The organism is Streptomyces sp. NPDC005955 (assembly GCF_042871255.1).
Taxonomy (GTDB): Bacteria; Actinomycetota; Actinomycetes; order Streptomycetales; family Streptomycetaceae; genus Streptomyces.
The window spans coordinates 157,081-179,149 of sequence record NZ_JBIAIF010000013.1; the positions used below are offsets into that span (position 1 = coordinate 157,081).

General features: G+C 72.8%; 22 protein-coding genes. 12 read left to right on the forward strand and 10 right to left on the reverse strand.

What is annotated here, in order from left to right:
• Nucleotide 1: 1 nt before the first annotated feature.
• Nucleotides 2–577 carry a tripartite tricarboxylate transporter TctB family protein gene (locus ACFYOU_RS26795; RefSeq protein WP_391309065.1) on the reverse strand — a complete coding sequence of 192 codons (576 nt, stop codon included), beginning with the start codon at nucleotides 575–577 and terminating at the stop codon, nucleotides 2–4.
• A complete protein-coding gene (locus tag ACFYOU_RS26800; RefSeq protein ID WP_391309067.1) occupies nucleotides 574–1,557 on the reverse strand; it encodes a tripartite tricarboxylate transporter substrate-binding protein in 984 nt (327 codons plus the stop codon). The genes ACFYOU_RS26795 and ACFYOU_RS26800 overlap by 4 nt, the downstream gene beginning before the upstream one ends.
• A gap of 158 nt (nucleotides 1,558–1,715) precedes the next feature.
• On the opposite strand from ACFYOU_RS26800, the gene ACFYOU_RS26805 reads away from it, so the two are divergent.
• Together ACFYOU_RS26805 and ACFYOU_RS26810 are read left to right on the forward strand one after the other, a co-directional pair.
• Nucleotides 1,716–2,426: a response regulator gene (locus ACFYOU_RS26805; RefSeq protein WP_385495176.1), complete on the forward strand. Its 711-nt coding sequence runs from the start codon at nucleotides 1,716–1,718 to the stop codon at nucleotides 2,424–2,426.
• Between the two features lie 368 nt (nucleotides 2,427–2,794).
• Nucleotides 2,795–3,832, forward strand: a complete 1,038-nt coding sequence (locus tag ACFYOU_RS26810) for a lytic polysaccharide monooxygenase (RefSeq protein ID WP_389771533.1) — start codon at nucleotides 2,795–2,797, stop codon at nucleotides 3,830–3,832.
• A 251-nt stretch (nucleotides 3,833–4,083) separates the two neighbouring features.
• On the opposite strand, the gene ACFYOU_RS26815 is transcribed toward ACFYOU_RS26810, so the two are convergent.
• Nucleotides 4,084–5,130 (reverse strand): hypothetical protein, encoded by a 1,047-nt coding sequence (locus ACFYOU_RS26815; protein ID WP_391309068.1) that lies wholly within the window; start codon nucleotides 5,128–5,130, stop codon nucleotides 4,084–4,086.
• Nucleotides 5,127–8,771, reverse strand: a complete 3,645-nt coding sequence (locus ACFYOU_RS26820; protein ID WP_391309070.1) for a DNA polymerase III subunit alpha — start codon at nucleotides 8,769–8,771, stop codon at nucleotides 5,127–5,129. The genes ACFYOU_RS26815 and ACFYOU_RS26820 overlap by 4 nt, the downstream gene beginning before the upstream one ends.
• A 231-nt stretch (nucleotides 8,772–9,002) precedes the next feature.
• Between ACFYOU_RS26820 and ACFYOU_RS26825 the strand changes: the two genes are divergently transcribed.
• The 8 genes from ACFYOU_RS26825 to ACFYOU_RS26860 all read left to right on the forward strand — a co-directional run bounded on the left by ACFYOU_RS26825 (nucleotide 9,003) and on the right by ACFYOU_RS26860 (nucleotide 14,202).
• Nucleotides 9,003–10,016 (forward strand): DUF3533 domain-containing protein, encoded by a 1,014-nt coding sequence (locus ACFYOU_RS26825; RefSeq protein WP_391309072.1) that lies wholly within the window; start codon nucleotides 9,003–9,005, stop codon nucleotides 10,014–10,016.
• Nucleotides 10,017–10,084: 68 nt separating this feature from the next.
• Nucleotides 10,085–10,420 carry a divalent cation tolerance protein CutA gene (gene cutA, locus ACFYOU_RS26830; protein WP_391309073.1) on the forward strand — a complete coding sequence of 112 codons (336 nt, stop codon included), beginning with the start codon at nucleotides 10,085–10,087 and terminating at the stop codon, nucleotides 10,418–10,420.
• A 105-nt stretch (nucleotides 10,421–10,525) separates the two neighbouring features.
• Nucleotides 10,526–11,263: a hypothetical protein gene (locus ACFYOU_RS26835; RefSeq protein WP_391309075.1), complete on the forward strand. Its 738-nt coding sequence runs from the start codon at nucleotides 10,526–10,528 to the stop codon at nucleotides 11,261–11,263.
• 140 nt (nucleotides 11,264–11,403) lie between these two features.
• A complete protein-coding gene (locus tag ACFYOU_RS26840; RefSeq protein ID WP_387006357.1) occupies nucleotides 11,404–11,580 on the forward strand; it encodes a hypothetical protein in 177 nt (58 codons plus the stop codon).
• Between the two features lie 162 nt (nucleotides 11,581–11,742).
• Nucleotides 11,743–12,966 carry a helix-turn-helix domain-containing protein gene (locus ACFYOU_RS26845; protein WP_391309077.1) on the forward strand — a complete coding sequence of 408 codons (1,224 nt, stop codon included), beginning with the start codon at nucleotides 11,743–11,745 and terminating at the stop codon, nucleotides 12,964–12,966.
• A 154-nt stretch (nucleotides 12,967–13,120) separates the two neighbouring features.
• Complete coding sequence (locus tag ACFYOU_RS26850) at nucleotides 13,121–13,549, forward strand: hypothetical protein (RefSeq protein WP_391309079.1); 429 nt, start codon at nucleotides 13,121–13,123, stop codon at nucleotides 13,547–13,549.
• On the forward strand, nucleotides 13,549–13,752 hold the full coding sequence (locus ACFYOU_RS26855) for a hypothetical protein (protein WP_391309081.1): 204 nt from the start codon (nucleotides 13,549–13,551) through the stop codon (nucleotides 13,750–13,752). The genes ACFYOU_RS26850 and ACFYOU_RS26855 overlap by 1 nt, the downstream gene beginning before the upstream one ends.
• A 105-nt stretch (nucleotides 13,753–13,857) precedes the next feature.
• A complete protein-coding gene (locus tag ACFYOU_RS26860) occupies nucleotides 13,858–14,202 on the forward strand; it encodes a hypothetical protein (RefSeq protein WP_391309083.1) in 345 nt (114 codons plus the stop codon).
• A gap of 25 nt (nucleotides 14,203–14,227) precedes the next feature.
• On the opposite strand, the gene ACFYOU_RS26865 is transcribed toward ACFYOU_RS26860, so the two are convergent.
• A complete protein-coding gene (locus ACFYOU_RS26865) occupies nucleotides 14,228–14,572 on the reverse strand; it encodes a hypothetical protein (protein ID WP_385495186.1) in 345 nt (114 codons plus the stop codon).
• 221 nt (nucleotides 14,573–14,793) lie between these two features.
• Between ACFYOU_RS26865 and ACFYOU_RS26870 the strand changes: the two genes are divergently transcribed.
• Complete coding sequence (locus tag ACFYOU_RS26870; RefSeq protein ID WP_391309086.1) at nucleotides 14,794–15,066, forward strand: chaplin family protein; 273 nt, start codon at nucleotides 14,794–14,796, stop codon at nucleotides 15,064–15,066.
• 36 nt (nucleotides 15,067–15,102) lie between these two features.
• The gene (locus tag ACFYOU_RS26875; RefSeq protein WP_391309088.1) at nucleotides 15,103–16,410 is read left to right on the forward strand and encodes a hypothetical protein; all 1,308 of its coding nucleotides are present in this window, start codon (nucleotides 15,103–15,105) and stop codon (nucleotides 16,408–16,410) included.
• Here ACFYOU_RS26875 and ACFYOU_RS26880 read toward each other — a convergent pair.
• The 5 genes from ACFYOU_RS26880 to ACFYOU_RS26900 all read right to left on the reverse strand — a co-directional run bounded on the left by ACFYOU_RS26880 (nucleotide 16,382) and on the right by ACFYOU_RS26900 (nucleotide 21,881).
• Nucleotides 16,382–17,128, reverse strand: coding sequence for a hypothetical protein (locus ACFYOU_RS26880; RefSeq protein ID WP_391309089.1), 747 nt, complete (start codon nucleotides 17,126–17,128; stop codon nucleotides 16,382–16,384). The two genes, ACFYOU_RS26875 and ACFYOU_RS26880, sit on opposite strands and share 29 nt — an antisense overlap.
• Before the next feature lie 170 nt (nucleotides 17,129–17,298).
• Complete coding sequence (locus ACFYOU_RS26885) at nucleotides 17,299–18,204, reverse strand: alpha-lytic protease prodomain-containing protein (protein WP_391309091.1); 906 nt, start codon at nucleotides 18,202–18,204, stop codon at nucleotides 17,299–17,301.
• 343 nt (nucleotides 18,205–18,547) lie between these two features.
• Complete coding sequence (locus tag ACFYOU_RS26890) at nucleotides 18,548–19,384, reverse strand: DUF1684 domain-containing protein (RefSeq protein ID WP_391309092.1); 837 nt, start codon at nucleotides 19,382–19,384, stop codon at nucleotides 18,548–18,550.
• An 80-nt stretch (nucleotides 19,385–19,464) separates the two neighbouring features.
• Nucleotides 19,465–20,805 (reverse strand): NtaA/DmoA family FMN-dependent monooxygenase, encoded by a 1,341-nt coding sequence (locus ACFYOU_RS26895; RefSeq protein ID WP_391309094.1) that lies wholly within the window; start codon nucleotides 20,803–20,805, stop codon nucleotides 19,465–19,467.
• Nucleotides 20,802–21,881 carry an LLM class flavin-dependent oxidoreductase gene (locus ACFYOU_RS26900; RefSeq protein ID WP_391309096.1) on the reverse strand — a complete coding sequence of 360 codons (1,080 nt, stop codon included), beginning with the start codon at nucleotides 21,879–21,881 and terminating at the stop codon, nucleotides 20,802–20,804. The genes ACFYOU_RS26895 and ACFYOU_RS26900 overlap by 4 nt, the downstream gene beginning before the upstream one ends.
• Nucleotides 21,882–22,069 lie beyond the last annotated feature (188 nt).

Genomic DNA, 22,069 nt, shown 5'->3' on the forward strand with positions numbered 1-22,069 from the left:
CTCACAGCACTCCCATCAGGGGGCCGCCGGGCAGTGGGACGCCGAGCAGGCGGTCGAAGATGATGAAGGCGGCGAGCGAGAGCCCCGCGGCGATCAGTGGGTCGCGGTGGAAGTGCCGACTGCCGAGGGCGTAGGCCGACCCCCAGAAGAGCAGGGCACCCGCGATGGGGAACCCGACGGGTTCGATGAGGACCGCGGTGGCGAGGAAGACGCCACCGAGCAGCAGGACCGTGCGCCAGTCGGCGGGTTCGCTGAGGTCGATGTCCTCGCCGCCCTCGGCCTCGCCGTGGCCGCCGCGCAGGACGTCTATGGCGAGCAGGACGGCGATCACCAGCAGGCCGATGCCGACCACGATCGGCACGGTCTTGGGGCCGATGGGCCCGCGCTGGGCGATGTCGACGTCCATGGTGAGGGCGTCGGTGAGGACCAGGCCGCCGAGGGCCAGGAGGAGGACGCTGACGCCCAGCTCCGAGTGCTCGCGCAGCCAGGAGCGGCGGCCCGGCTCCTGCCCGGCGGGCGTGGTGGTGGCGGAGCCCTGAGCGGGGTCAGGACGGCCGGGGGGTTCGATGGTCGTCACAGTCCCAACTCCTTCAGTACGGAAACGACCCGCTTGTCCTGGGCATCGAGGAAGTCACCGAACTTGTCGCCGGTGAGGAACGCGTCGTGCCAGCCGTTCTTCTTGAGGGACGCCTTCCACTCCTCGGAGGCGTGCAGCTTCTCGATGAGGGCGATGAGCTTGTCGCGCTCGGCGTCGGACAGTCCGGGCGGGGCGACGATGCCGCGCCAGTTGGTGAAGTCCATGTCGTAGCCGGCTTCGCGGAGCGTGGGGGCGTCGAGGCCGTCGACCCGCTCGGGGCCGGTGACCGCGAGCAGCCGCAGCTCGCCGGACTTGATCTGGTCGAGGTACTCGCCGACGCCGGAGACGCCGAACCCGACCTTGTTGCCGAGGATGGAGGCGAGGAGTTCGCCACCGCCGTCGAAGGGGATGTAGTTGACGTCCTTGGGGGCGAGCCCCGCGGAGCGCGCCATCAGCATCGGGGCGAGGTGGTCGGGGCCACCGGGCGAGGAGCCGCCGCCGACGGGGAGCTTGCCGGGGTTCTCCTTCCAGGCGTCGACCAGTTCGTTGATGGTCTTGTAGGGGGAGTCCTTCGAGACGACCACGACGTCCGGCTCTTCGGTGAGCCGGGCGATGGGGGTGACGTCGGCGAGGGTCTTGGGTGCGTCGTTGGAGCGGACGGCGCCGACGACGCCGAGCCCCATCGACATGGCGAGCTTGCCGTTGCCGTGCTCGCTGACCAGTCGGGCGAGGCCGACGGTGCCGCCCGCGCCGGGCAGGTTGAACACCTCGATGCCGTGGCTCAGACCGGCGTCCTCGGCGTTCTTCGCCGCGGTGCGCGCCGTGATGTCGTAACCACCACCGGGGGTGTTGGGGACCATGAACTGCAGTCCCGGGATCTTCGTCCCGGTTTCGGAGTCACTGCCCGTGGTGATCAGCGGTGGCCCGACCAGGACCAGTACCGCTGCCCCGAGCAGGGCTAGAGGAGTGCGCAGGCGCACCGTGCCACCACCTGTTCGTCGTGAGAGGCGATCGGGAAAACCTCACACCGTTTTTATCTGTGAGGTGGCCCACATGTTGCCTGCGCGTTAAGAGGCTGTCTCTCTTCCGCAACCAACGAACGTTGTGGTCCTTGTGGTCACACGCTTAACCTGCGGCGATGACGAAAGTACTGGTAGTGGACGACGACTTCATGGTCGCGAAGCTGCACAGCCGGTACGTGTCCGAAATGGCGGGATTTACGGTAGTAGGGGTTGCACACAACGGTACGCAGGCGTTGCGCTCCGTGGAGTCCCTTCGGCCCGATCTCGTCCTTCTCGACGTGTATCTGCCGGACATGGACGGCATCGGCGTGCTGCGCGGCATCCGGGCGGCCGAGCAGCGCGACCCGGAGCGGATTCCGGTGGACGTCCTGTTCATCACGGCCGCGCGGGACGCCGGAACGGTCCGTGCGGCGTTGCGGGCGGGGGCGTTGCACTACCTGATCAAGCCGTTCGAGCGGAGCACGCTCCAGGACCAGCTGCGCCACGTGGCCGCGGTCCGGGCCCGGCTCGCCGGACTCGACCAGGCGCGCCAGGAGGACGTGGACGAGCTGTTCGGCAGCCGCCCGCCGGGGTCCCGCGAGCAGTTGCCCAAAGGGCTCGCGGTGCCCACCGCGGACCTGGTGGAGCGGACCCTGCGCGCCCACCCGGGCGGACTGTCGGCCTCCGAGTGCGCCCGGGAGGGGTCGCTGTCCCGGGTCAGCGCCCGGCGCTACCTGGAGTACTTCGCCGAGACGGGACGCGTCGACGTGACCCTGCGCTACGGCGGCGCGGGTCGTCCCGAGCGCCGCTACCAGTGGATCGAGCGTCCCCGCCGCGCACGTCCCTGATCTCCGGCGGGCCCGGCCGCCGGCTCCCCGCCGTCCCGCGCGACGGGACGGGCGATCCGCCCCGACGGGGCCCTGAGCTGCACCAGAAGGCCCTGCGGCGGCTCGCGGCAGGGCCTCGGCCATGCCTTCCGTCGACATCCCGGCTTCATCCGGACGTCACACCGCCGTGAGGATTCGGACGTATCAGGACGCGATCTGAGCGCAGCCCGATGCCCCCCTTAAGAGGGCCATAAAGATCACCCGGAGTGCTCTCAAGCAGCCGTTCCCCGGGCATCGAACGGCTAGCTTTCCTCTTGCCCGGGAGTCACGTACACCGCCCGTACGCCTCCCGGGCTCCCCCCACTTGAGGAAGACTGAGGAGACCGTCCATGACTGCTCGTCGCACGGCCGCCGCGATCGCCGCACTCGGTGTCGCGCCGCTCGTTCTCACCGTCCTGAACGCCTCCCCCGCGGCGGCTCACGGTTCCATGAGCGACCCGGTCAGCCGGGTGTCCGCATGCTTCGCCGAGGGCCCCGAGAGCCCTGACACCGCCGCCTGCAAGGCCCTGGTCGCCTCCACCGGCACCCAGCCGCTGTACGACTGGAACGAGGTGAACATCGCCAACGCGGCCGGCGCGCACCGCCAGATCATCCCCGACGGCAAGCTGTGCAGCGCCAACCGCTCGAAGTACGCCGGGCTCGACGCCCCGCGGACCGACTGGCCCTCCTCGCCGTTCAAGTCGGGCAACCACACCTTCAAGTACCGGGTGACGGCCCCCCACAAGGGCTCCATCGAGCTGTACATCACCAAGGTCGGTTACGACGCCACCAAGGCCCTGAAGTGGTCCGACCTCGAGTCGCAGCCCTTCGCCACGGTGACCAACCCGCGCCTGGAGAACGGCTCGTTCATCTTCGACGGGAACGTCCCCCAGCGTTCCGGCCGTCACCTGATCTACTCGATCTACCAGCGTTCGGACTCCCCCGAGGCGTTCTACACCTGCTCGGACGTGGTGTTCGGCAACTCCGGCGGGGCCGCTGCCGGCCCGGTCGCCTCCGCGCCCAGCGACAAGCTGATCGAGAAGGAGCGCGACCAGTCCACCGTGGAGCACAACGGTCACGGTGACATGGCGCCCGAGGGCAAGGGCGGCAAGGAGGCCAAGGGCGGCGCGGTCGCCAACGCCTCGGCCACCGACGGCCCGGGTTCGGTCTCCGCCGTGGAGAGCGGCGGCGCCCAGGGCACCGCCCCGAAGGACTCCGGCGTCAAGGCGCAGGGCGGCTCCACGGAGAACCTCGCCGAGACCGGCGGCACCAGCACCACGCCGTACATCGCGATCGGCGGTGCGGCCGTGCTCGGCCTCGGCGCCGCCGGTCTGTTCGCCTCCGCCCGCCGCCGTGCGGCGACGGGCGGCGGCCGCAGCGGTCGCTGAGGGACGACCGCCGCGCCGGGTGGCCACCTCCGGGGTTGGGATGGTTACCGGGTCGGGTGGCCGCTCACCAAGCGGCCACCCGGAGCCATGTGCCGGAGCGAGGGGGAGGTCCCACTCGCTCCGGACACTAACTGAAGACAACTGAAGACAGTTGTGCACTCCGTCGGGGTGGCGCGCGCCCGGTCCAAGGCGCTCGCCACCCCGATGTGCGTGGTGCGGTCCCGTCCGACCGCCGGGCGCCGCCCCGCACGTCACGCGGCGAGCGTCCCCGGCAGCACCGCACGCGGACCGAACTTGGCCCGGGCCCGGTCCGCGACCTCCTCGATCCGACGGATGCGCTCGTCGGCGGGGTCGAGACTGAGTTGGTGCGCGGCGCTCTCCACGGGCGTCAGCCCCTCGGCGCGCAGGGCCAACCCCCTGACCCTGGCCCGCTGGAGCCCGAGCGCCCCGTACGTCCGGTACGCGGCGTCGGTGAGCGCCGCCGAGTGCGCGGTCGGCTCGGGGAGCGCCCGGGTGCGCGTGGTCCCGGGGCGGGCCGCCGAGTCGGTCCGGGTCCGTTCCGCGTACCGGACGGTGAGGGTCAGCGAGCGGCACACCAGCCGTTCGGCGCGCAGCCGGGCGCCCAACTCCCCGGCGAGCGAGAGCAGGGCGCGCCGGTGCCGGGCGGGGTCGATCTCGTCGCGGTCGAAGGTGCGGTCGGCGGCGATCGAGCGGGCCGCCCCGTTCGGCACCACCCGGCCCCGGTCGATGCCGTGGGCCCGTTCCCGCAGTTCGCGCCCGGCGCGGGCACCGACGAGCCGTTGCAGGGTGGCGGGCGGCGCCGCGGCCACCCGGTCGACGGTGTCGAGGCCGTAGGAGCGCAGGATGCGCACGGTCGCCGCACCGGCGCCGGGCAGTTCGCCGACCGGCCGTCCGGCCAGGAACTCCCGTACGGCGTCCGGGTGCCCGGGCACCGCGCGGGTGGTGCCCGGGGCGGCGGCGCAGGCGGCCATCCGGGCGAGCATCGGGCCGGGCCCGACCCCGATCGTGCAGTCGACCCCGTGCAGGGCCAGCGCCCGGACCCGGATCACCGCCGCCAGGTGGACGGCGTCCCGGCCGAAGTAGCGTTCCGCACCCCGCAGGTCGACGTACGCCGCGTCGGGCGGGGCCGCGGCCACGACGGGACTGACCGTGCCGAGCAGGGTGAGCAGCGGCGGGAGCGGGACCCCGGCCGCGGCGCCACGCCGGGCGTCCGACCCGGGCAGCCGGAACCGTACGTACAACACGCCCGGGCCGTGGGGGTTCCTGACCGTGTTCATCCCGCGCTCCCGGGGCTCTGGTGCCACAACTTCCTGACGGGGTCCCGCGTTCCGCCCGGCCCCTTCGTCACGTCCTCGCCCGCCGGGCGCAGATCGGCCCAGGGATGCATCTCGTACCCGGTGGACATCCTGATGCGACGCTCGCCCGCAAGGGTTTCGGCTTCGGGTGCGGGTACGGGAGGAGCGGCCAGGTGCCGGGCCACCGCGTCGAGGCCGTCCCGGTCGCGCACCTCCATCAGGTCGGCGAGGTTCCAGGCGGCCGAGCCGACCACGCTGAGGCTGCGCGGGCCCCGGCGCTGGACGGTGCCCCGGACCAGGAGCAGCCAGGAGTGGAAGACGGTGTGCGCGCACGCCTCGTGGGAGTCGTCGAAGAAGGCGAGGTCCACCAGGCCGGTGCCGTCGTCCAGGGTGGTGAAGACGACCCGCTTGCCGGAGCGGATCGGCGGGGTCTGGGTGGCCACCTTGGCGCCCGCGACGAGGACCGTCTCCCCGTGCCGGGCGGACCGCAACCGCCGTGCGGACCGTACGCCCAACTCGTCCAGGAAGGACCGGTGGTCGTCCATCAGGTGGCGGGACGCGTCCATCGACAGCACGCCCAGTTCGGCGCTGAGCCGTTCCGTGTCGTCCAGGTCGGGCAGCCCGGCGGGGGCCGTGTTCCGGCCACCCGCGAGCGGCAGTTGTTCCCCGTACGCGCCCCGGGCGCCGCGGTGGAGTTCGGTGAGGTGGAGTTGGAGGTCCCGGCGGTTCGCGCCGAACGCGTCGAGGGCGCCGACCTGGGCGAGGCGGCGCGCCAACGGGCGGCTGGGGCGGGCCCGTTCCCAGAAGTCGAGGAGGGAGGCGTACGGTTGCCCGCCGGCGATCCGCGCGGCCTCGGCCGCGCTGATGCCGTGCACGTCGAGCAGGGCGAGCCGTAGCCCCCAGCGCTCCACACCCTCCCCCGAACCGGACACCAGTTCGATGCGGTGGGCGACCGCCGAGGCGTTCACGTCCAGCGGCAGCACGGGCACCCCGCGCCGTCGGGCGTCCGCGAGCAGCAGCCGTTTCGGGTACATCCCCGGGTCGTGGGTGAGCAACCCGGCGTAGAAGGCGGCCGGGTGATGGGCCTTCAGCCAGGCCGACTGGTAGGTGGGAACGGCGAAGGACACCGCGTGCGCCTTGCAGAAGCCGTACGAGCCGAACGCCTCGACGATCTCCCAGGTCCGGGCGATCACTTCGGTGGCGTAGCCGCGTTCCGCCGCGCGCTGCGCGAACCAGAAGCGGATGCGCCCCTGCGACTCCGGGTCCGACAGCCCCCGGCGCACCCGGTCGGCCTCGCCGCGCCCGCAGCCGGTCATGACGTCCACGATGTCGATGACCTGTTCGTGGAAGACGACGACCCCGTACGTCTCCTTCAGGGTCCCTTCGAGGTCGGGGTGGGGGTAGCGGACCGGGGCCCTGCCGTGCCGGGCCTCGATGAAGGGCCGGACCATGTCGGCGGCCACCGGACCCGGTCGGAACAGCGAGATGTCGACCACCAGGTCGTGGAAGGTCGCGGGCTGGAGCCGCCCCACGAGATCGCGCTGGCCCGGCGACTCGATCTGGAAGCACCCGAGCGTCTCGGCGGAGCGGATCAGCTCGTACGTCGCCGGGTCGCCGGGCCGCACCACCTGCGGGTCGTCCAGGTCGACGCGCACCCCGGTGGCCCGCTCGACCTCCCCGACGGCGTGCGCCATCGCCGACTGCATCCGCACCCCGAGCACGTCCAGTTTGAGCAGTCCCAGGTCCTCCACGTCGTCCTTGTCGAACTGGGACATGGGGAAACCCTCGCCGCTGGTCGGCACCACCGGGGTGCGGGCGCGCAGGGTGGCGTCGGAGAGGAGCACCCCGCACGGGTGCATGGCGACCCCGCGCGGGAGCGCGTCGAGCCCTTCGACCAGGTCCCAGAACCGGCCGTACGGGCCCGGCTTCCCGGCCGGACCGCTCCCCGGCCCGGGGCCGGTCGCCGACCCGGTACCGGCCGCCGCCCGTTCCGCCCGCGCCCGCAGTTCCCGGGCCAGTTCCCGCAGCTCCGGCAGTTCGTCCAGGGCGGCCCGGGCGTCACGGGCCCGGATGTGGGGGAACGCCTTCGCGATCCGGTCGATGTCGGCGGGGTCCACGGACAGGGCGGCGCCCACGTCCCGGATGGCGTGCCGGACCCGGTAGGTCTCGGGCATCGCGACGGTGGCGACGCGCTCGGTGCCGAAGCGGCCGATGATCGCCCGGTAGACGTCGAGCCGCCGGGCGGACTCCACGTCGATGTCGATGTCCGGGAGGACGAACCGCCGCTTCGACAGGAAGCGTTCCATCAGGAGGCCCTGCTCCACCGGGTCGGCGTGGGCGATGCCCAACAGGTGGTTGACCAGCGAGCCCGCGCCGGAACCCCGTGCGGCGACCCGGACCCCCAGGGTGCGCACGTCGTCGACGACCTGGGCCACGGTGAGGAAGTACGGGGCGAACCCGTGGTGGGCGATGATGTCCAGCTCGTGGTGGGTCCGCTCCCAGTACGCGCGCGCCCGCGCCCCCCGGTCGTAGCCGCGCAGGACCAGGCCCGCCGCCGCCCGGGAGGCGAGCACCCGCTGCGCGGTACGGCGGCCGGCGCCCACCACCTCCGGTTCGGGGAAGTGGACCGAGCGCATCCCGAGGTCGGCGCCCGGATCGACCCGGCACGCGTCGGCGGTCGCCCGGGTCTGCTCCAGGAGCCGGTGGGCCGTGTCGCGACGGAACCCGGCGCCCTCCACCACCCGCTCGGCGGCGGCCAGCATGGCGGTCCCGTCCTTGAGCCAGCGCTCGCCGCCGTCCGGTTCGTCCAGGGCGCCGACGGGCACCAGCAGCCGGGACGCGTCCAGCACGTCGGCGAGGGGGCCCGCGCCCGGGTCGGCGTAGCGGACCGCGTTGCTGAACACGGGACGCACCCGCTGCTCGGCGGCGAAGCCGACGGTACGGGCGGCCAGCCGCAGCGAACCGGGGCCGGTGCCCCGACGACCGTGCCAGACGGCTTCGAGCCGCAGGTCGTCCCCGTACAGCTCCCGCCAGGGCACGAGCAGCCGGGCGGCCCGGTCGGGGCGCCCGGCGGCGAGGGCGCGCCCCACGTCGGAGTCGGGGCCGAGCAGCACGGTCAGTCCCTCGGCGGGGAGCGCGGAACGACCGAGGAGGGGGTGGTCGGCGTCCGTGGCGTGCGCGGCGGTGACCAGTCGGCACAGCGCGGCCCAGCCGGTGGCGCCGTCCCGGGCGAGGAAGGTGACGCGGGGCGCGGACTCGTCGACGAACGCTCCGCCCCGGACCGGGGTACGGCGCGGAGCCCCGGCCCCCGCCGCACGTCCGGATACCGCCGTGCGTTCGGATGCCGTCGCGGGCACGGGCTCCGGTGCGGCTGCGGGGGTGCTCCCGGCCGGGCGTCGCGCACCCGCCCCCTGAACCGCCAGCTCCACGCCGAACAGCGGACGGACCCCGGCCTTCTCGCACGCCTTGGCGAACCGGACGCTCCCCGCGAGGGTGTCCCGGTCGGTCAGGGCGAGGGCGTCCATGCCGCGCTCGGCGGCCCGCTCGGCGAGCCGTTCCGGGTGGGAGGCACCGTACCGCCGGGAGAACCCCGAGGCCGTGTGCAGATGCGTGAACCCTGGCATCCGCGCCTCCTGGTGTTCCGGTGCTCGTTCCGCTTGTCCGCTTCCGTCTCCGTTCCTCCGCCGCGCCGGTCGCGCCCCCGCTTCCCACCATAGACCACTTTTCGAACGTGCGTACGATAAGCGAGGGGGGTGGACTCCCGTGGGTGCGGGTCGCTCCGGGGCTCGTGTCCCGGTCCGCCATTCGGCCGTGTCCCACCTGCGGAAGCAGCCCCCGGGCCGGACGGTGAGGGCATGCGCTTCGTCGACGAACTGAAGAGCGCGGTGACCCCGCGCGCGGCCCTGTTGGTGGTCGGCGTGGTCGCCCTGCAACTGCTCTTCATCACCTCCTACGTCGGCGCCCTGCACCACCCGAAGCCGACGGACGTCCCCTTCGCCGTCGCAGCTCCCGCAGCGGCGGCCGACCGCACCACGGCGCAGTTGGCCGCGCTGCCCGGCGATCCGCTGGACACCCGGACGGTGCCGGACGCCGCGGCGGCCCGGAACCAGGTGCTCGACCGGGAGGTCTACGGCGCCCTCCTGGTCGACCCGACGGGCCGGACGGACACCCTGCTGGTCGCCTCGGGCGGCGGGGCCGCACTGTCCACGACCCTGGTCAAGCTGGTCACGGAGGCGGTGGGGGCCGAAGGGCGCACGGTGCGCACCGAGGACGTGGCGCCCGCCTCACCCGAGGACTTCGAAGGGCTGTCGTCCTTCTACCTGGTCGTCGGTTGGTGCGTCGGCGGCTACCTCTGCGCGTCGATCCTCGCGATCAGCGCGGGGGCGCGCCCCGCCAACCCCACCCGGGCCGTGATCCGGTTGGGGGCGCTGGCCCTGGCCTCCCTCGCCGGCGGGATCGGGGGCGCGGTGATCGTCGGCCCGATCCTCGGCGCGCTGCCGGGCAGCACCGTCGCCCTGTGGGGGCTCGGCGCACTGGTGACCTTCGCGGTCGGCGCGGCGACCCTGGCGCTCCAGGGCCTGACCGGGATCGTGGGCATCGGGCTGGCGATCCTGATCGTGGTGATCGCGGGCAACCCCAGCGCGGGCGGCGCGTTCCCGCTCCCGATGCTCCCCCCGTTCTGGCAGGCGATCGGCCCCGCCCTCCCGCCGGGCGCCGGCACCTGGGTGTCCCGCTCCATCGCCTACTTCCACGGCAATGCGGTCACCGGGCCGCTGCTGGTGCTGTCCGCGTGGGCCGTGGGGGGCTCGGCGGTGACGATGCTGACCGCGGTCCGCCGCCCGCGCCCCGCACCTACGCCCGCCGCGTAGGTACGGGGGCGCTACGCCACGACGGGAGCTGGGTAGGGTCACAGGACCCGTACGGAGGAGGCCCCGCAGTGGCAACGGACGTCGTGATCGCGCAGACCACCATCGACGACGAGACCAAGGCCGAGGAGTTGGCACGGGGCCCGGTCGACGCCCGCCTCGCCGCATGCGCACACATCGACGCCCCGTTCACCGCCATCTACCGGTGGAAGAACGAAGTGGTCCGGGAACGCGAATGGCGCATCTCCTACAAGACGACCCGCGAACGCCTACCCGAACTCGCGCGATGGGTGGCATCCACCCACCCCTACGAGGTCCCCGAGTGGATCGTGCTCCCCGTCGAAGACGGCTCACCGGCGTACCTGTCCTGGGTGACCGAGGAAACGACCCCGGACGTGAAGGACTGAGCCCCCTCAGACCCGCGACACCCGACGGTGGGAGCACGCTTCCGTGCGGTCGGGAGCCGGAAAAGTCTGAGCGCCGAGTGACGGCGCGGCGTAGGCTCCGGCGCTGTGGACCTGCGAACCTTCGCTTTCGATGACCGACCCGACCTGCACGGGCAGGCCGAGGAGATCTTCAGTGCGGGCTGGCCTGAGTTCATCTTCCACGACCCCGTCGCTGACCGGCAGATGGACCGGGTCCGGCAGTGGTTCGGAGATCTCAACCTCCTCCTGGTCGACGGTGAGGACCAGATCGTGGCCGGCGGGTGGGGCGTCCCCGTGCGCTGGAACGGGTCGCCCGAGGACTTGCCCGGCGGTTATGACGATTCGCTGGTGCGGGCGGTCGCCCTGCACGAGGCGGGTGGTCGAGCTGACACGTTGGTGATTGCCGCGGCTCAGGTCCGTGAAGACCTACAGGGGCGCGGCCTGGCTGCTGAGATGCTCGGACTGCTCAGGTCGGCCGGGGAACGAGCCGGTCTGGCACGCTTCATCGCCCCGGTGCGGCCGACGTCGAAGGCACGCTATCCCCTGATCCCGATGGCCGAGTTCATGAGCTGGACCCGGGAGGACGGCGCTCCGTTGGACCCGTGGCTGAGGACTCACCATCGCATGGGCGCCCGTTCGCTGCGTGCCGCGGAGCGCTCCATGGTGATGACGGGCTCGGTCGCCGACTGGGAGGAGTGGGTGGGGTTCGCCCTCCCTGCGTCCGGAAGCTACGTGGTCCCGGGAGCCCTCGCGCCACTCACCATCGATCGCCTCACCGACCGGGGCGAGTTGGCGGAGCCGAACGTGTGGGTGCAGCACCGCTGAATTGCCGTGTTCCCGGAGGTCGAACCTTCCGGGTGCCTCGACCGGGGCGGAAGGGTTGTCTTGCGCCGAAGTCCAGCCCTCTGCCGTGCTTCCCCTTACCGTGACGGGAGGAGCACTTGCAGGTGAGGAGAAGGCCAGTCATGTACGTCATGCGTGACCATCCGGAGGGTGGTTTCTACATCGTGCACGGGACGAGTGGACACCTCGCCCACATCGATCGTGACGGGCATCAGACCGCAGCGATCTTCGAGGACCGGGCCGAGGCGGAAAGGTGCGCGGACGCCCTCAACGTGGCGGAGGAGGAGAGGTACTGGTGACACCAGTCCGCTCGTCCATCTCCCCTGGGCCGGCAGGGCGAGCCAGATTTCGTTAGGCCCGGGTGTCGAACGGGCGCCGGAGCCGATGGGCCCGGCAACGCAGCACGTCCCAACCAGTCGTTGACGGTACCGTTTTGATGTCGAGTCAGATCGGAGCCCCTCATGCCCGCGACCCCCGACAGGTCCCCCCTCACCTTCGGCCAGCGCCTCCGCTCCCACCGCGAACGATCCGGGATGTCCCGGCCCGTCCTCGGCGGTCTCGTGGGACGGTCCGCGGAATGGGTGAAGGCCCTGGAGAACGGACGACTGCACCTCCCCCGACTGCCGCTGCTCCTCCGCCTGGCCGAAGTGCTCGGCATCGACGACCTCGCCGAGCTGACGGGCGACGAACGAGTGTCGGCGGCCACCTACACCAAGGCCGCGCACGCGAGCCTGCCCGCGGTACGGACGGCACTCACCACTTTCCGGTTCGCGGCGGCCGACGAAGCGCCCGAACCCGCCGAGGCCCTGGAGTCGCGCGTACGACACGCCTGGCAGTTGTGGCACGGCATCGGAGACCACCGCACCAAGGTCGCCACGCTGCTCCCGGCCCTGGTCACTGACTGCCGGCACGCGGTCCGCGGCCTGGAGGGCACCGCCCGTCGCCGGGCGCTCGCCGCACTGGCCCAGACCTACCACCTCACCCAACTCTTCCTCAGCTTCCAGCCCGCGCCCGAGTTGGTGATGCTGGCCGGCGACCGCGCCATGGCGGCTGCCCAGGACGCGGACAGCCCGCGCTCGATCGCCGTCGCCGCCTGGTACATGAACCACGTGTTCCGGGACGCGGGGGAACGTCACGAGGCCCGCGTCGACCTGGCCATGCAGGCGGCGGACCTGCTCAACCCCGACCGGCGACCGGAAGACCTCGCCCGATGGGGGCTGCTGCACCTGGCGGTGGCGCTCTCCTTCGCCAAGATCGGCCACCGAGGGGACGCCGAACGCTTCTGGGACCGTGCGGACGACGCCGCCCGGCGCTTGGGCGACGACTACACCCACCCCTGGCTCGTCTTCGGGCGCCGCACGGTCGACGCCTACGCGGTCACGATGCACGCGGACCTGGTCAGCCCCGGCCAGGCCGTCGACGCGGCCACCCGCATCGACCTCGCCCCCCTGCCGTCAGCCACCCGCCGGGCCTTCCACCTGATCGAGTCGGCACGTGCGTACCGACTCCAGGGCGAGGACATCGCGGTGATCCATCTGCTCAAGAAGGCGCAGGCGACATCCCCGGAGACGGTGCGGTTCAACACCTTCGCCCGCCCCACCGTGACCGACCTCGCGACGGGAGCGAACGCGATGATCCGGGACGACGCGCGGGTCCTGGCCCGACAGATCGGCGTACCGGCCTGACGGGTACGGGCCACGGGGTACAAGAGGTACCCGTCTTGACCTGGGGATTCCCTGTACCTCTCGCTACAGAGCGGAACTCCTAATGTCAGTCGCCCAGAGCACCCGGTCAATTCCACGAACCGACCGGGTGTGGGCCGACTGCGAGGAGCCGCCCGTGCAACACAGCGAAACCGACCTGGTCCCTGACACGACGGTGTCCCCACCGGAAGCGCCACACCTCCTGTCCGACCGGCTGACCGCATGGGCCCGCACCCGGGACACGGGTGAACGTGCCGCGGTTGCCGCGCTGCTCCAGGAGGGTGACGTCCTGGCTCGGGAGGACGTGCGGGACCTGCTCGTGATCGACACGGGGAAGCGGGCGTACTGCGACTGGCCGCGGTTCGAGGGCCAGTACCGGACCGTCCTCGTCCTGGACACGAGTGAGCGTGCGTTCCTGGATCTCGTCGTGGCGGTGGGGTTCCCACGGCTCGTGCCGTTGTGGCAGGTGGAGAACCTGGGGGAGCGGCGGCTCGCGATCGTGCTGCGGGCGTTGGCTGCGCTGGCCGGGTGCGACACGATCGCAGTGGGTACGCGGGCGTGGTGATGCTCTGCGTACGTTGCCTGTGGGCGATCCGCGAGGGCGAGGCGTACGACTCGCAGCTGCGTCGGTCCACGGTCGGCGCCCTGTACACCGCGTACGTCCACCTGGAGTGCACCGTCCCGGCATCCGCCCGGGCCACGTCGGCAACGGAACGCGAATCCGCCACGGCCCCCGGCGACGCCGAGGCCCGTCAGGCCGCGCCGTGAGCCCCCGCACCGAACAGTTCCTGTACGTCCTGACCCTCGCCGGACTCCTCGGCGCCCTCACGTACGGCATCACCACGACCCGCTGAACCACCCACGAGGACACCGATGATCCACACCCGCACCCGTACCCGTACCGCCCGCGCGTACTGCGCGCGCTGTGCCGAGCCCATCCGGTGGTGGCAGCGTCAGGTCAGCAAGCTGCGCTTCTCCCCGTCCGGGCCCGGCACCACCGTGCACCTCCACCGCCGCTGCCTCCCGGACGCGGTCCCGTGCGCGCCGTGCGTCAAGGCCCGCATCTTCGGGAGCGACCACCACGACTGCCGCATGTGGGCCCCGGGCACCCACCGGGTCCGCCAGGGCCGGGCCACGCTGAAGCTGAACCTCCGCAACCGCCCGCAGCCCTGCCCGTGCACCTGCCGCACCCGGACCCGGGCACGAGCGCGAACGTGATGCTGCGGCGTACCAGCAGGGAACCTCAGGGCTTGACGTCCGGCGCCGGCGCGGGCAGTCCCTCGTACCAGCCCTCGGCCGCCAGCCAGAAGGCGCCCAACGCGACGAGGACCGCCACGGCCCGCCCCGCCGCACCCGCGGCGGACAGCCGCAGCCCACCCGCACGCGGCAGCCACCAGGCCCCGAGCGCGCAGCCGACCCCGACCAGGACCGTCAACGGCAGTTCCGCGTAGAGCACGCTCCAGTCCGGCCCGCTCGCGGATCCGGCCCGGGCCCGTACCTCCGCCCCCGCGGCCCAGGCGACCAGACCGGTGAAGGCGCCGATCAGAGCCGTCAACGAGCCGGTCAGCACTTCAGCCTTCTCTCTCATGGCCCGATTGTCACACCTTCGGGCTACGCGCTGTTGACGGCCCGTCAATGGCGTTGGGCTCCCTGATCCGAACGTCGGATATTGCGAGGGCCCCGGCGCGCCTACGTGTCGGCAGCCGGGTTTCCTCGTTGGTGGGGGTGCGGCTCGGGTCCGTCCGGCCGGCGGGTGGATGTTCGGGCACCGCGATGCGGTCCCGGGCTCCCGGACGAAGGAGGAACGCGATGTGTGCTGGGACGCGGAGTGCGGTACTGGGTGCGGTGGCCGGGGTGGCCCTGCTGCCGGCCGGTGCCGCCCACGCGAGTGTGATCGGGATCGGGAACGCGGTGTTCGGCAACACCTGCGTCAGCCAGAGCAGTGCTCGGGCCGACGGGTCCACGGTGGCCGGGAGCGGGGTGGGGGGCGGCAATCAGACCGGATTGCCGTTGAGCCTGTCGCGCAACCAGTGCGGCAACAGCGGCATCGTCTGCACGGCCCTGATCAGGCCGAGTGTGTGAACGGTCGGTGAGCGGCGGGGGCCAGGAGGGACGAGAGTGAGCGAGACGGTGGCGGGGGCTCCGGTGCGGGAGCGGGCGGTGGACGCCCTGTTGGCGCTGAGCGGGCGCACGCTGCCCCTGCTGCGCGAGTGGGTCGGCTCGGAGCCGGACTGTGGCACGGCACGGGCGCTCCTGGCACTGGCGACCGGCGACTGGTGGGAAGAGGCCGTGCTCAAGGAGCAGTTGGTGATCGCGCACCGGGACGCGCTGGCCGTCGGTGAGCGGGAGGCGAGTCTGGTGTACGGGGTGTTCCTCCACACGCACCGGCAGTACCGGCTGACGGCCGATCACCTGGTGGGTCACTTCGACCGGTGGCCCGCCGACGAACTGGCCGGACTGATGCTGGGTGCGTTCTCCTCCTGCGGGGACGCCGCCTACCGTGCGCACGGCGACGCCCTGGTGGAGCGGCAGTCGGCGGTGGCCGGTCCGGACAGTTGGCCGTGGACGAGTTGGCTGGCCTCGACCAGGGCGGAGCAGGGCCGGGTGCGCGAAGCCCACGGCCTGGCCGAACACGCCCTGGAGCTGCACCCCCGCTCGGGCGTGGCCGCGCACGCCCTCGCGCACGCCGAGCACGAGTTGGGGAGCGGGCCCGCCTGCACCGACTTCCTGGACCGGTGGCTCGCGGCGGACCCGCAGGCGGTGCAGTCACGGCATCTGAACTGGCACGCCGCACTCCAGTCCCTCGCGTGCGGCGACTTCCCCGATGCGCGCCGGCGGGCGGACACGGCACTCGCGGATACGGACGTCGGCATGCGGGCCGCGACGAACTGGCGTCTGCTCCTGGTCGGAGAGTCACCGGCCGGGCGCACCGATCCGGACCGGATCCGGGAACTGCTCGCCGCGCCGGGCGGGACGGCGGAGGTCTTCCACACCTTCAACCTGGCGTTGGCCCTGGCCGTGGAGGCCGCCACCGACGACCTGTACGTCCTGGCCGGCCGGGCCGCCGCCGACGAACGCGCCGACTTCCGCGAGGTCCTGGCCCCCGTGGCGCGGGCCCTGGCGGAGATCACCGCGGGCCGCCCCCGCGTCGCGGTGGACCTGCTGACCGGACTGGGCGAGGAGTCCGAGCGGATCGGCGGGGTACGGGTCGAACGCGAGATCATCCAGGACACCCTCGCCCGTGCCCTCGTCGACGCCGGCGAACCCGCCCGCGCCGCCGACCTGCTGCGCCAGCGCACCACCACCCGCCACCACCACACCTACGAGGACCTCCTCCTCGCCGCCCGCGAGCCGGGCCCGCCCCCGTCGGCCTCCGGCACCGCACCGGCCGTCCCGGTCAGCGCGCCCCCTTCAGCAGGTTCATGACCCGCTCGTGGCAGTCCCCGGCGCCGTCCAACACCCGGACCCGCATCGCCAGTTCCTCGACCTCGTGGACGAACCGGTCGGTGAACTCGCCGGCCGCCACCGTGTCGTACGCACCGGACGGGATCAACGGGAAGCCGGCGCCGTAGCGGGGCAGGGCGAAGTCGACGTCCTTCGCGAAGCGCGCCCCCGTGAGGAACTCCAGCACCCCGGCGTGGGGCAACCAGTCGGAGACCGTGCCGTCGGCGAGGGTGATCCGGTAGTCGACGGCTTCGACGACGGCCTGCTGACGACCGCCGTTGAGGATGCCGACCTGCCAGGTCTCCTCCTCGGAACCGAAGCTGCCCGGCCTCCAGTCCGAGCGCCAGCCGAGCGCGGGCCGCACGGCCAACGCGTACTGGGTCCGGGTGAGGACCGCCGCGACGGCCACCGCGATCAGACTGCCGAGCGGGTTCATGTCCATCAGGCGCAGCCGCCACGGCCACTGGGTCGCCAGTTCACCCGTCACGTTGGAGCGGACGACCTCCCACACCAGGACCAGGGCCAGGACGACCAGCAGCACGATCGGCGCGGTGAACAGCGCCGGGCTGCGCCGCACCAGCCGTTGCCCGTCCCGCTCGTCCCGTCCGACCCGCGGCTCCCGCCCGTCCCGCGGCTCCCGCCCGTGCGGCGTCTCTTGCTCGTCCGGCGTTCCCGGTCCGCGCGCGTCGTCGTTCGGCATGACGGTGCACTCCCCCTCGGTTACCGGGGCACCGACCGTCCGGCGCCCGGTCCTCCCCCGCTCCGGTGCGGGCCCCTGCCGCACGACGAGCCCCCGCCGGGTCGCGGCGGGGGCTCGTGATCCTACGGAGTGCGGTCCGGGCGGCGGAAGGTCCCGCCGCCCGGAGCGGTTCACCCGATGGTGAGGCCGTAGGCGTTGAGGGCTTCGACCACGGGCTGGAAGAACGTCGTCCCGCCGGAGGAGCAGTTGCCGCTGCCGCCGGAGGTGAGGCCGTAGGCGGTGGTTCCGGCGTAGAGCGAGCCGCCGGAGTCGCCGGGCTCGGCACAGACGTTGGTCTGGATCATGCCGTAGACGATGTCTCCGCCGCCGTAGTTGACGGTGGCGTTGAGGGCGGTGACCCGACCGCTGTGCAGACCGGTGGTGGAGCCGCGCCGGTAGACCGTGGTGCCGACGGTCGGGTTGGCGGCACGGGTGATGGTCTGGCTGCCGACCGCGCTGGGCTTGGCTATGGAGGTGTTGGTGTAGCGGACGAGCCCGTAGTCGTTGACGGGGAAGCTCGACCCCTCGGTGGGTCCGAGGACGGTGGTGCGCGCGGAGTTGGAGTACCAGTTCGTGGCGCCTTCGGTGCAGTGCCCGGCCGTGACGAAGTACTGGGTGGTCCCGCGGCGGGCGTTGAAGCCGAGGGAACAGCGCCAACTGGTCGCGTACGTGGCGTCGCCGCCCGAGATCAGCGGGGCGAAGGTGCCCTTGACCCGTTTGACGGTGATCGCTCCGGCAGCGTCACCGGCCGCCTTCTTGATCTTGGCGATCTCGGCCGTGGAGACCGTGCTGTCGATGGTGACCGCGACGCGACCGGTCGCCGGATCGATCGACCAGGCGGTGCCGGCGACGTCCGCTTCGAGCACGGAGTTGCTGGCCTTGGCGAGGGCGACGGCGTCGTACGTCCCCGTGGTCCCGGCACTGGCGGAGCCGGCCGAGGGCACGGCGAGCGCAGCGGCGGCCACGAGTCCGGTCGCGATGGCGGTGAGCCGGGTTCGTCTCTTCGTGGTGCGGAGGGTGGTGCGCTTGATCCTCACTTGTCGTTCCTCCCGAGGGAAGTCAGGGGGCCCGCGTGGGGTGTTGAGGGCCCGTGAGGCGCAGTCGGGACACGTCCGTTCCAGATGCGAATATGCCGTGCCCCTGACAAGCGCTGGTCGGGAGTATTCCGAGACCGGGCAGGTCGGAACAAGGGCACCTTTCGGCCGTGCGGATGGACACCGACGGACGGGAGCGCCCCGGCGCCGCCCCGCGACCCGGGACGCCCCGACCGCCGTGCACCGCACGGCCCCACCGGGCGCCCCCGCCCCCCTGCCGGTACCCTCCCCCCTCCCCACCGTCCGTGCCGTCCGTGCTGGTCAAGGCCGTTCAGGGGGAGCCCCCCTAGTGCCCCACGGGGTTGCGCTCACCCGCCACGATCGCCAGCGGAAGCGTGTTGCCCGGAGGCGGGAAGGGGCAGAGGAAGTGATCCGCGAAGGCGCACGGGGGAAGGAGCGCACGATTGAAGTCCACCGTCGTGCGCCCCTCGGCGTCGGGCGCCCGGGGACGCAGGAAGCGGAAGCGGTAGCTTCCCCCCTCCTCCGGGGCGTTCCCGCTGGTCGCATCGGCGAAGACGGCCCACAGCGAACCGTCGGGCTCGACGCCCACCCGCAGGACGTGCTCGGTCCCGTCCAGGTCGAAGGCGAGTTCGCCGTCCAGCGCCAGCCCCCTCCGGTGCCCGTCCACGTTCTCGACCTGGACGCTGTGGCGGTCCCCGGCGTACGGGGTGAACCGTCCGGGCACCGACCAGCGGTCGGCGTAGGGGGCGGCGTCGATCCCGCGGAACTCCGCGCGCAACGCCGATGCCGGGTCGAAGTCCCGCACCGCCCACAGTCCCTCACGTGCGAGAACGACGAACCGTCGACCCCCCAGCGCCACCCGGGCCGCATCGGGCCCGCCGGTGTCCGCGGTCAGCCGGACCTCCCCGGCGAACGGCCGCCCGTCGAGGACGATCCCCTCCTCCCCCGTGGCCGTCAGGACGACCACCGAGCCGTCCGCCGCGGTGGTCCACCGCCCCGGAATGGCCGGAATCAGACCGTCCGGATGGTCCGAGAGCCAGTGCGTGCCCCGCAGCGCCAAGGGGCCGTAGGGCGCGGCGATCGCTCCCGTCCGCTGCGCGTGCCACCGCTTCCACTCCTGCTCGGCGTCCACCGTCCCGGTCCCCCGGTTGCGGTCACCCATGCCGTTCTCCCTCGTCGTGGCTTCGTCATGACTGCGTGCGCCGGTGCTCCTCGCCTCCCGCACCGCGCGCGGCGCCCCGCTCAGGAGGGCACCGCGGCGGGCACCCGCAGTCCCAGGTGGGAGCGCAGGGTGGTGCCCGTGTAGGCGGTCCGGAAGGCGCCGCGCTCCTGGAGCAGCGGGACGACCCGACCGACGAACTCGTCGAGTCCGCCCGGGGTGAGGTGCGGGACGAGGATGAACCCGTCGGCGGCCCGCGCGTCCACGAACTCGATGAGTTGGTCGGCCACCGCCGAGGGCGTTCCGACGAAGGACTGCCGACCGGTCGCCTCCAGCACGGTCTGCCGGAGCGAGAGGCCCTTCTCCTCGGACAGGGCGCGCCACTTCGCGGCGAGCGCGAGCGGGTCGCCCGGTGCCACCCGCCCCTGGACGAGGGTGGAGGTGGGGTCGGGGTCGATCGTCGGCAGCGGGCCGTCCGGGTCGTGGTCGGTCAGGTCGACCCCCCAGACCAGTTCCAGGGTGTGGATCGCGTTCTGCGGGGAGAGTTGCTGCTGTCGGATCTCGACCGCGCGTTCCTGGGCCTCGGCCGCCGTGTCGCCGAGGACGACGGTGACACCCGGCATGATCTTCAGGTCGTCCCACTGCCGGCCGTACCGGGCGAGTCGGCCCTTCACGTCGTCGTAGAAGGCACGGCCGGCCTCCAGGGTGCCGTGTCTGCTGAAGATCACGTCCGCTGACGAGGCGGCGAACTCCCGTCCCTCGGCGGAGTCCCCGGCCTGGATCACCACGGGGTGTCCCTGCGGGGAGCGCGGCACGGTGAACTGGCCCGCGATGTCGAACTGCTCGCCCCGGTGGGTGAAGGGCCGCGGGGTCCCGTCGGGTGCCCACGAGTCCCACAGTTCGCGCGCGGTCGCGACGAACTCGGCGGCGCGGGTGTACCGGTCGGCCCGGTCGAGGTAGCCGCCGCGCCGGAAGTTCTCCCCGGTGAACGCATCCGAGGAGGTGACGACGTTCCACGCGGCCCGGCCGTCGCTGAGGTGGTCCAGGGTGGCGAGTCGGCGGGCGAGCTCGAAGGGCTCGTTGAAGGTGGCGTTCACGGTCGCCGCGAGCCCCAGCCGGTCGGTCACGGCGGCCAGCGCGTTGAGCACGGTGATCGACTCCGGACGGCCCACCACGTCGAGGTCGTGGATCGCCCCCTTGTGCTCGCGCAGCCGGAGCCCTTCCGCGAGGAAGAAGAAGTCGAGCAGCCCCTCTTCGGCGACCCGGGCCAGGTGCTCGAAGGACGAGAAGTCGATCTGTGACTTCGACTGCGGGTCGGACCAGACGGTGGTGTTGTTGACGCCCGGGAAGTGGGCGGCGAGGTGGATCTGTCGATGGGGACGGCCGGTGCTCCCCGGGTGTGCGGCGCGGACGTCGTCGGTCATGAGGAAGCTCCCGTGCGTGCGTAGCGGTTGGCGGGCCGCGCGAGTCCCAGGTGCTCCCTGAGCGTGGTGCCCGGGTAGAAGGTGCGGAACAGGGCCCGGTGTTGGAGCAACGGGACCGTTCCGTTGACGAGGCGCTCCAGGTCGCGGCGCGGTTCGAGCGGGGTGAGGTGGAAGCCGTCGGCGGCCCCGTGGGCGTGCCAGGCGGCGATGAGGTCGGCGAGGTCGACGGGGCCGCCGCGGTAGAGGGGGCCGTGCGGGCTGGGGCGCGGGCCGCCCCCGCCGTGGCCGGGCTCGGCGGCGTACTCGCCCTCGCCGAGGTCGATGGTGAGGGCGGCGAGGATGCGCAGGGCGTCGGGGTCCCGACCGTGGGCGGCGGCCGCGGCGCGCAGTTCGCTGCGCAGGGCCGCGCTGTGTTCGGGCCCCGCCACCCGGATCAGCGCGACGTCGGCGTGGCGGGCGGCGGTGTCCCGGGCGACGGGTTCGGTCGCGTCGACGACGATGACGGGGTGGCCCTGGGGCGGCCGGGGCACGATCGAGGGGCCCTTCACGGAGAAGGTGTCGCCCTTGAAGTCCACGTAGTGCAGCTTCTCGCGGTCGATGAACCGGCCGGTCGCGGTGTCGCGGATCTCGGCGTCGTCCTCCCAGCTGTCCCACAGCCGTCGGGACACCTGGGCGACCTCGCCGGCCTCCCGCCACAACCGGTCGGCGGGCGCCGCGTCCCGGCGCCCGAACAGTCGGGCCTCGGCCTCGCCCGTCGAGACGTCTGGGCGCCAGCCCGCCCGCCCCCGGCTCACCCAGTCGAGGGTGGCCACGGCCGCCTGCACGTGGAAGGGCTCGGTGTGCGTGGTGGTCACGGTCGGCACGAGCCCGATGCGGCCGGTGACCGGCGCGAGCCGGGCGAGCACCGCGAGCGCATCGGGGCCGGGGCGCCCGAAGGAGTCGTCGAGGGTGAGGAAGTCGAGGGCGCCGCGTTCGGCGAGCCGCGCCAGTTCGGCGTGGGGCCGCGGCTCGAACGCCCCGGGGAGGTCGATGGCGGCGGCCAGGTGCAGCAGTCCCCGGCCGGGGGAAGCGGTCATGCGGACGGACCCTTCTGGTGGGGGTGACGAGGTCGGTACGGTCCCCCCGGGTCACGGTGGCGCACGCCCTGGTCGGGGGCGGGGCGCACGACCCGGGGGACAGTGCGGTCGGGCGTCGGAGGTACGGATCGGGGGTCAGATGTCAGGAGACGGGGGTCTGAAGTCAGGAGTCAGGGGCGGCGGCACGG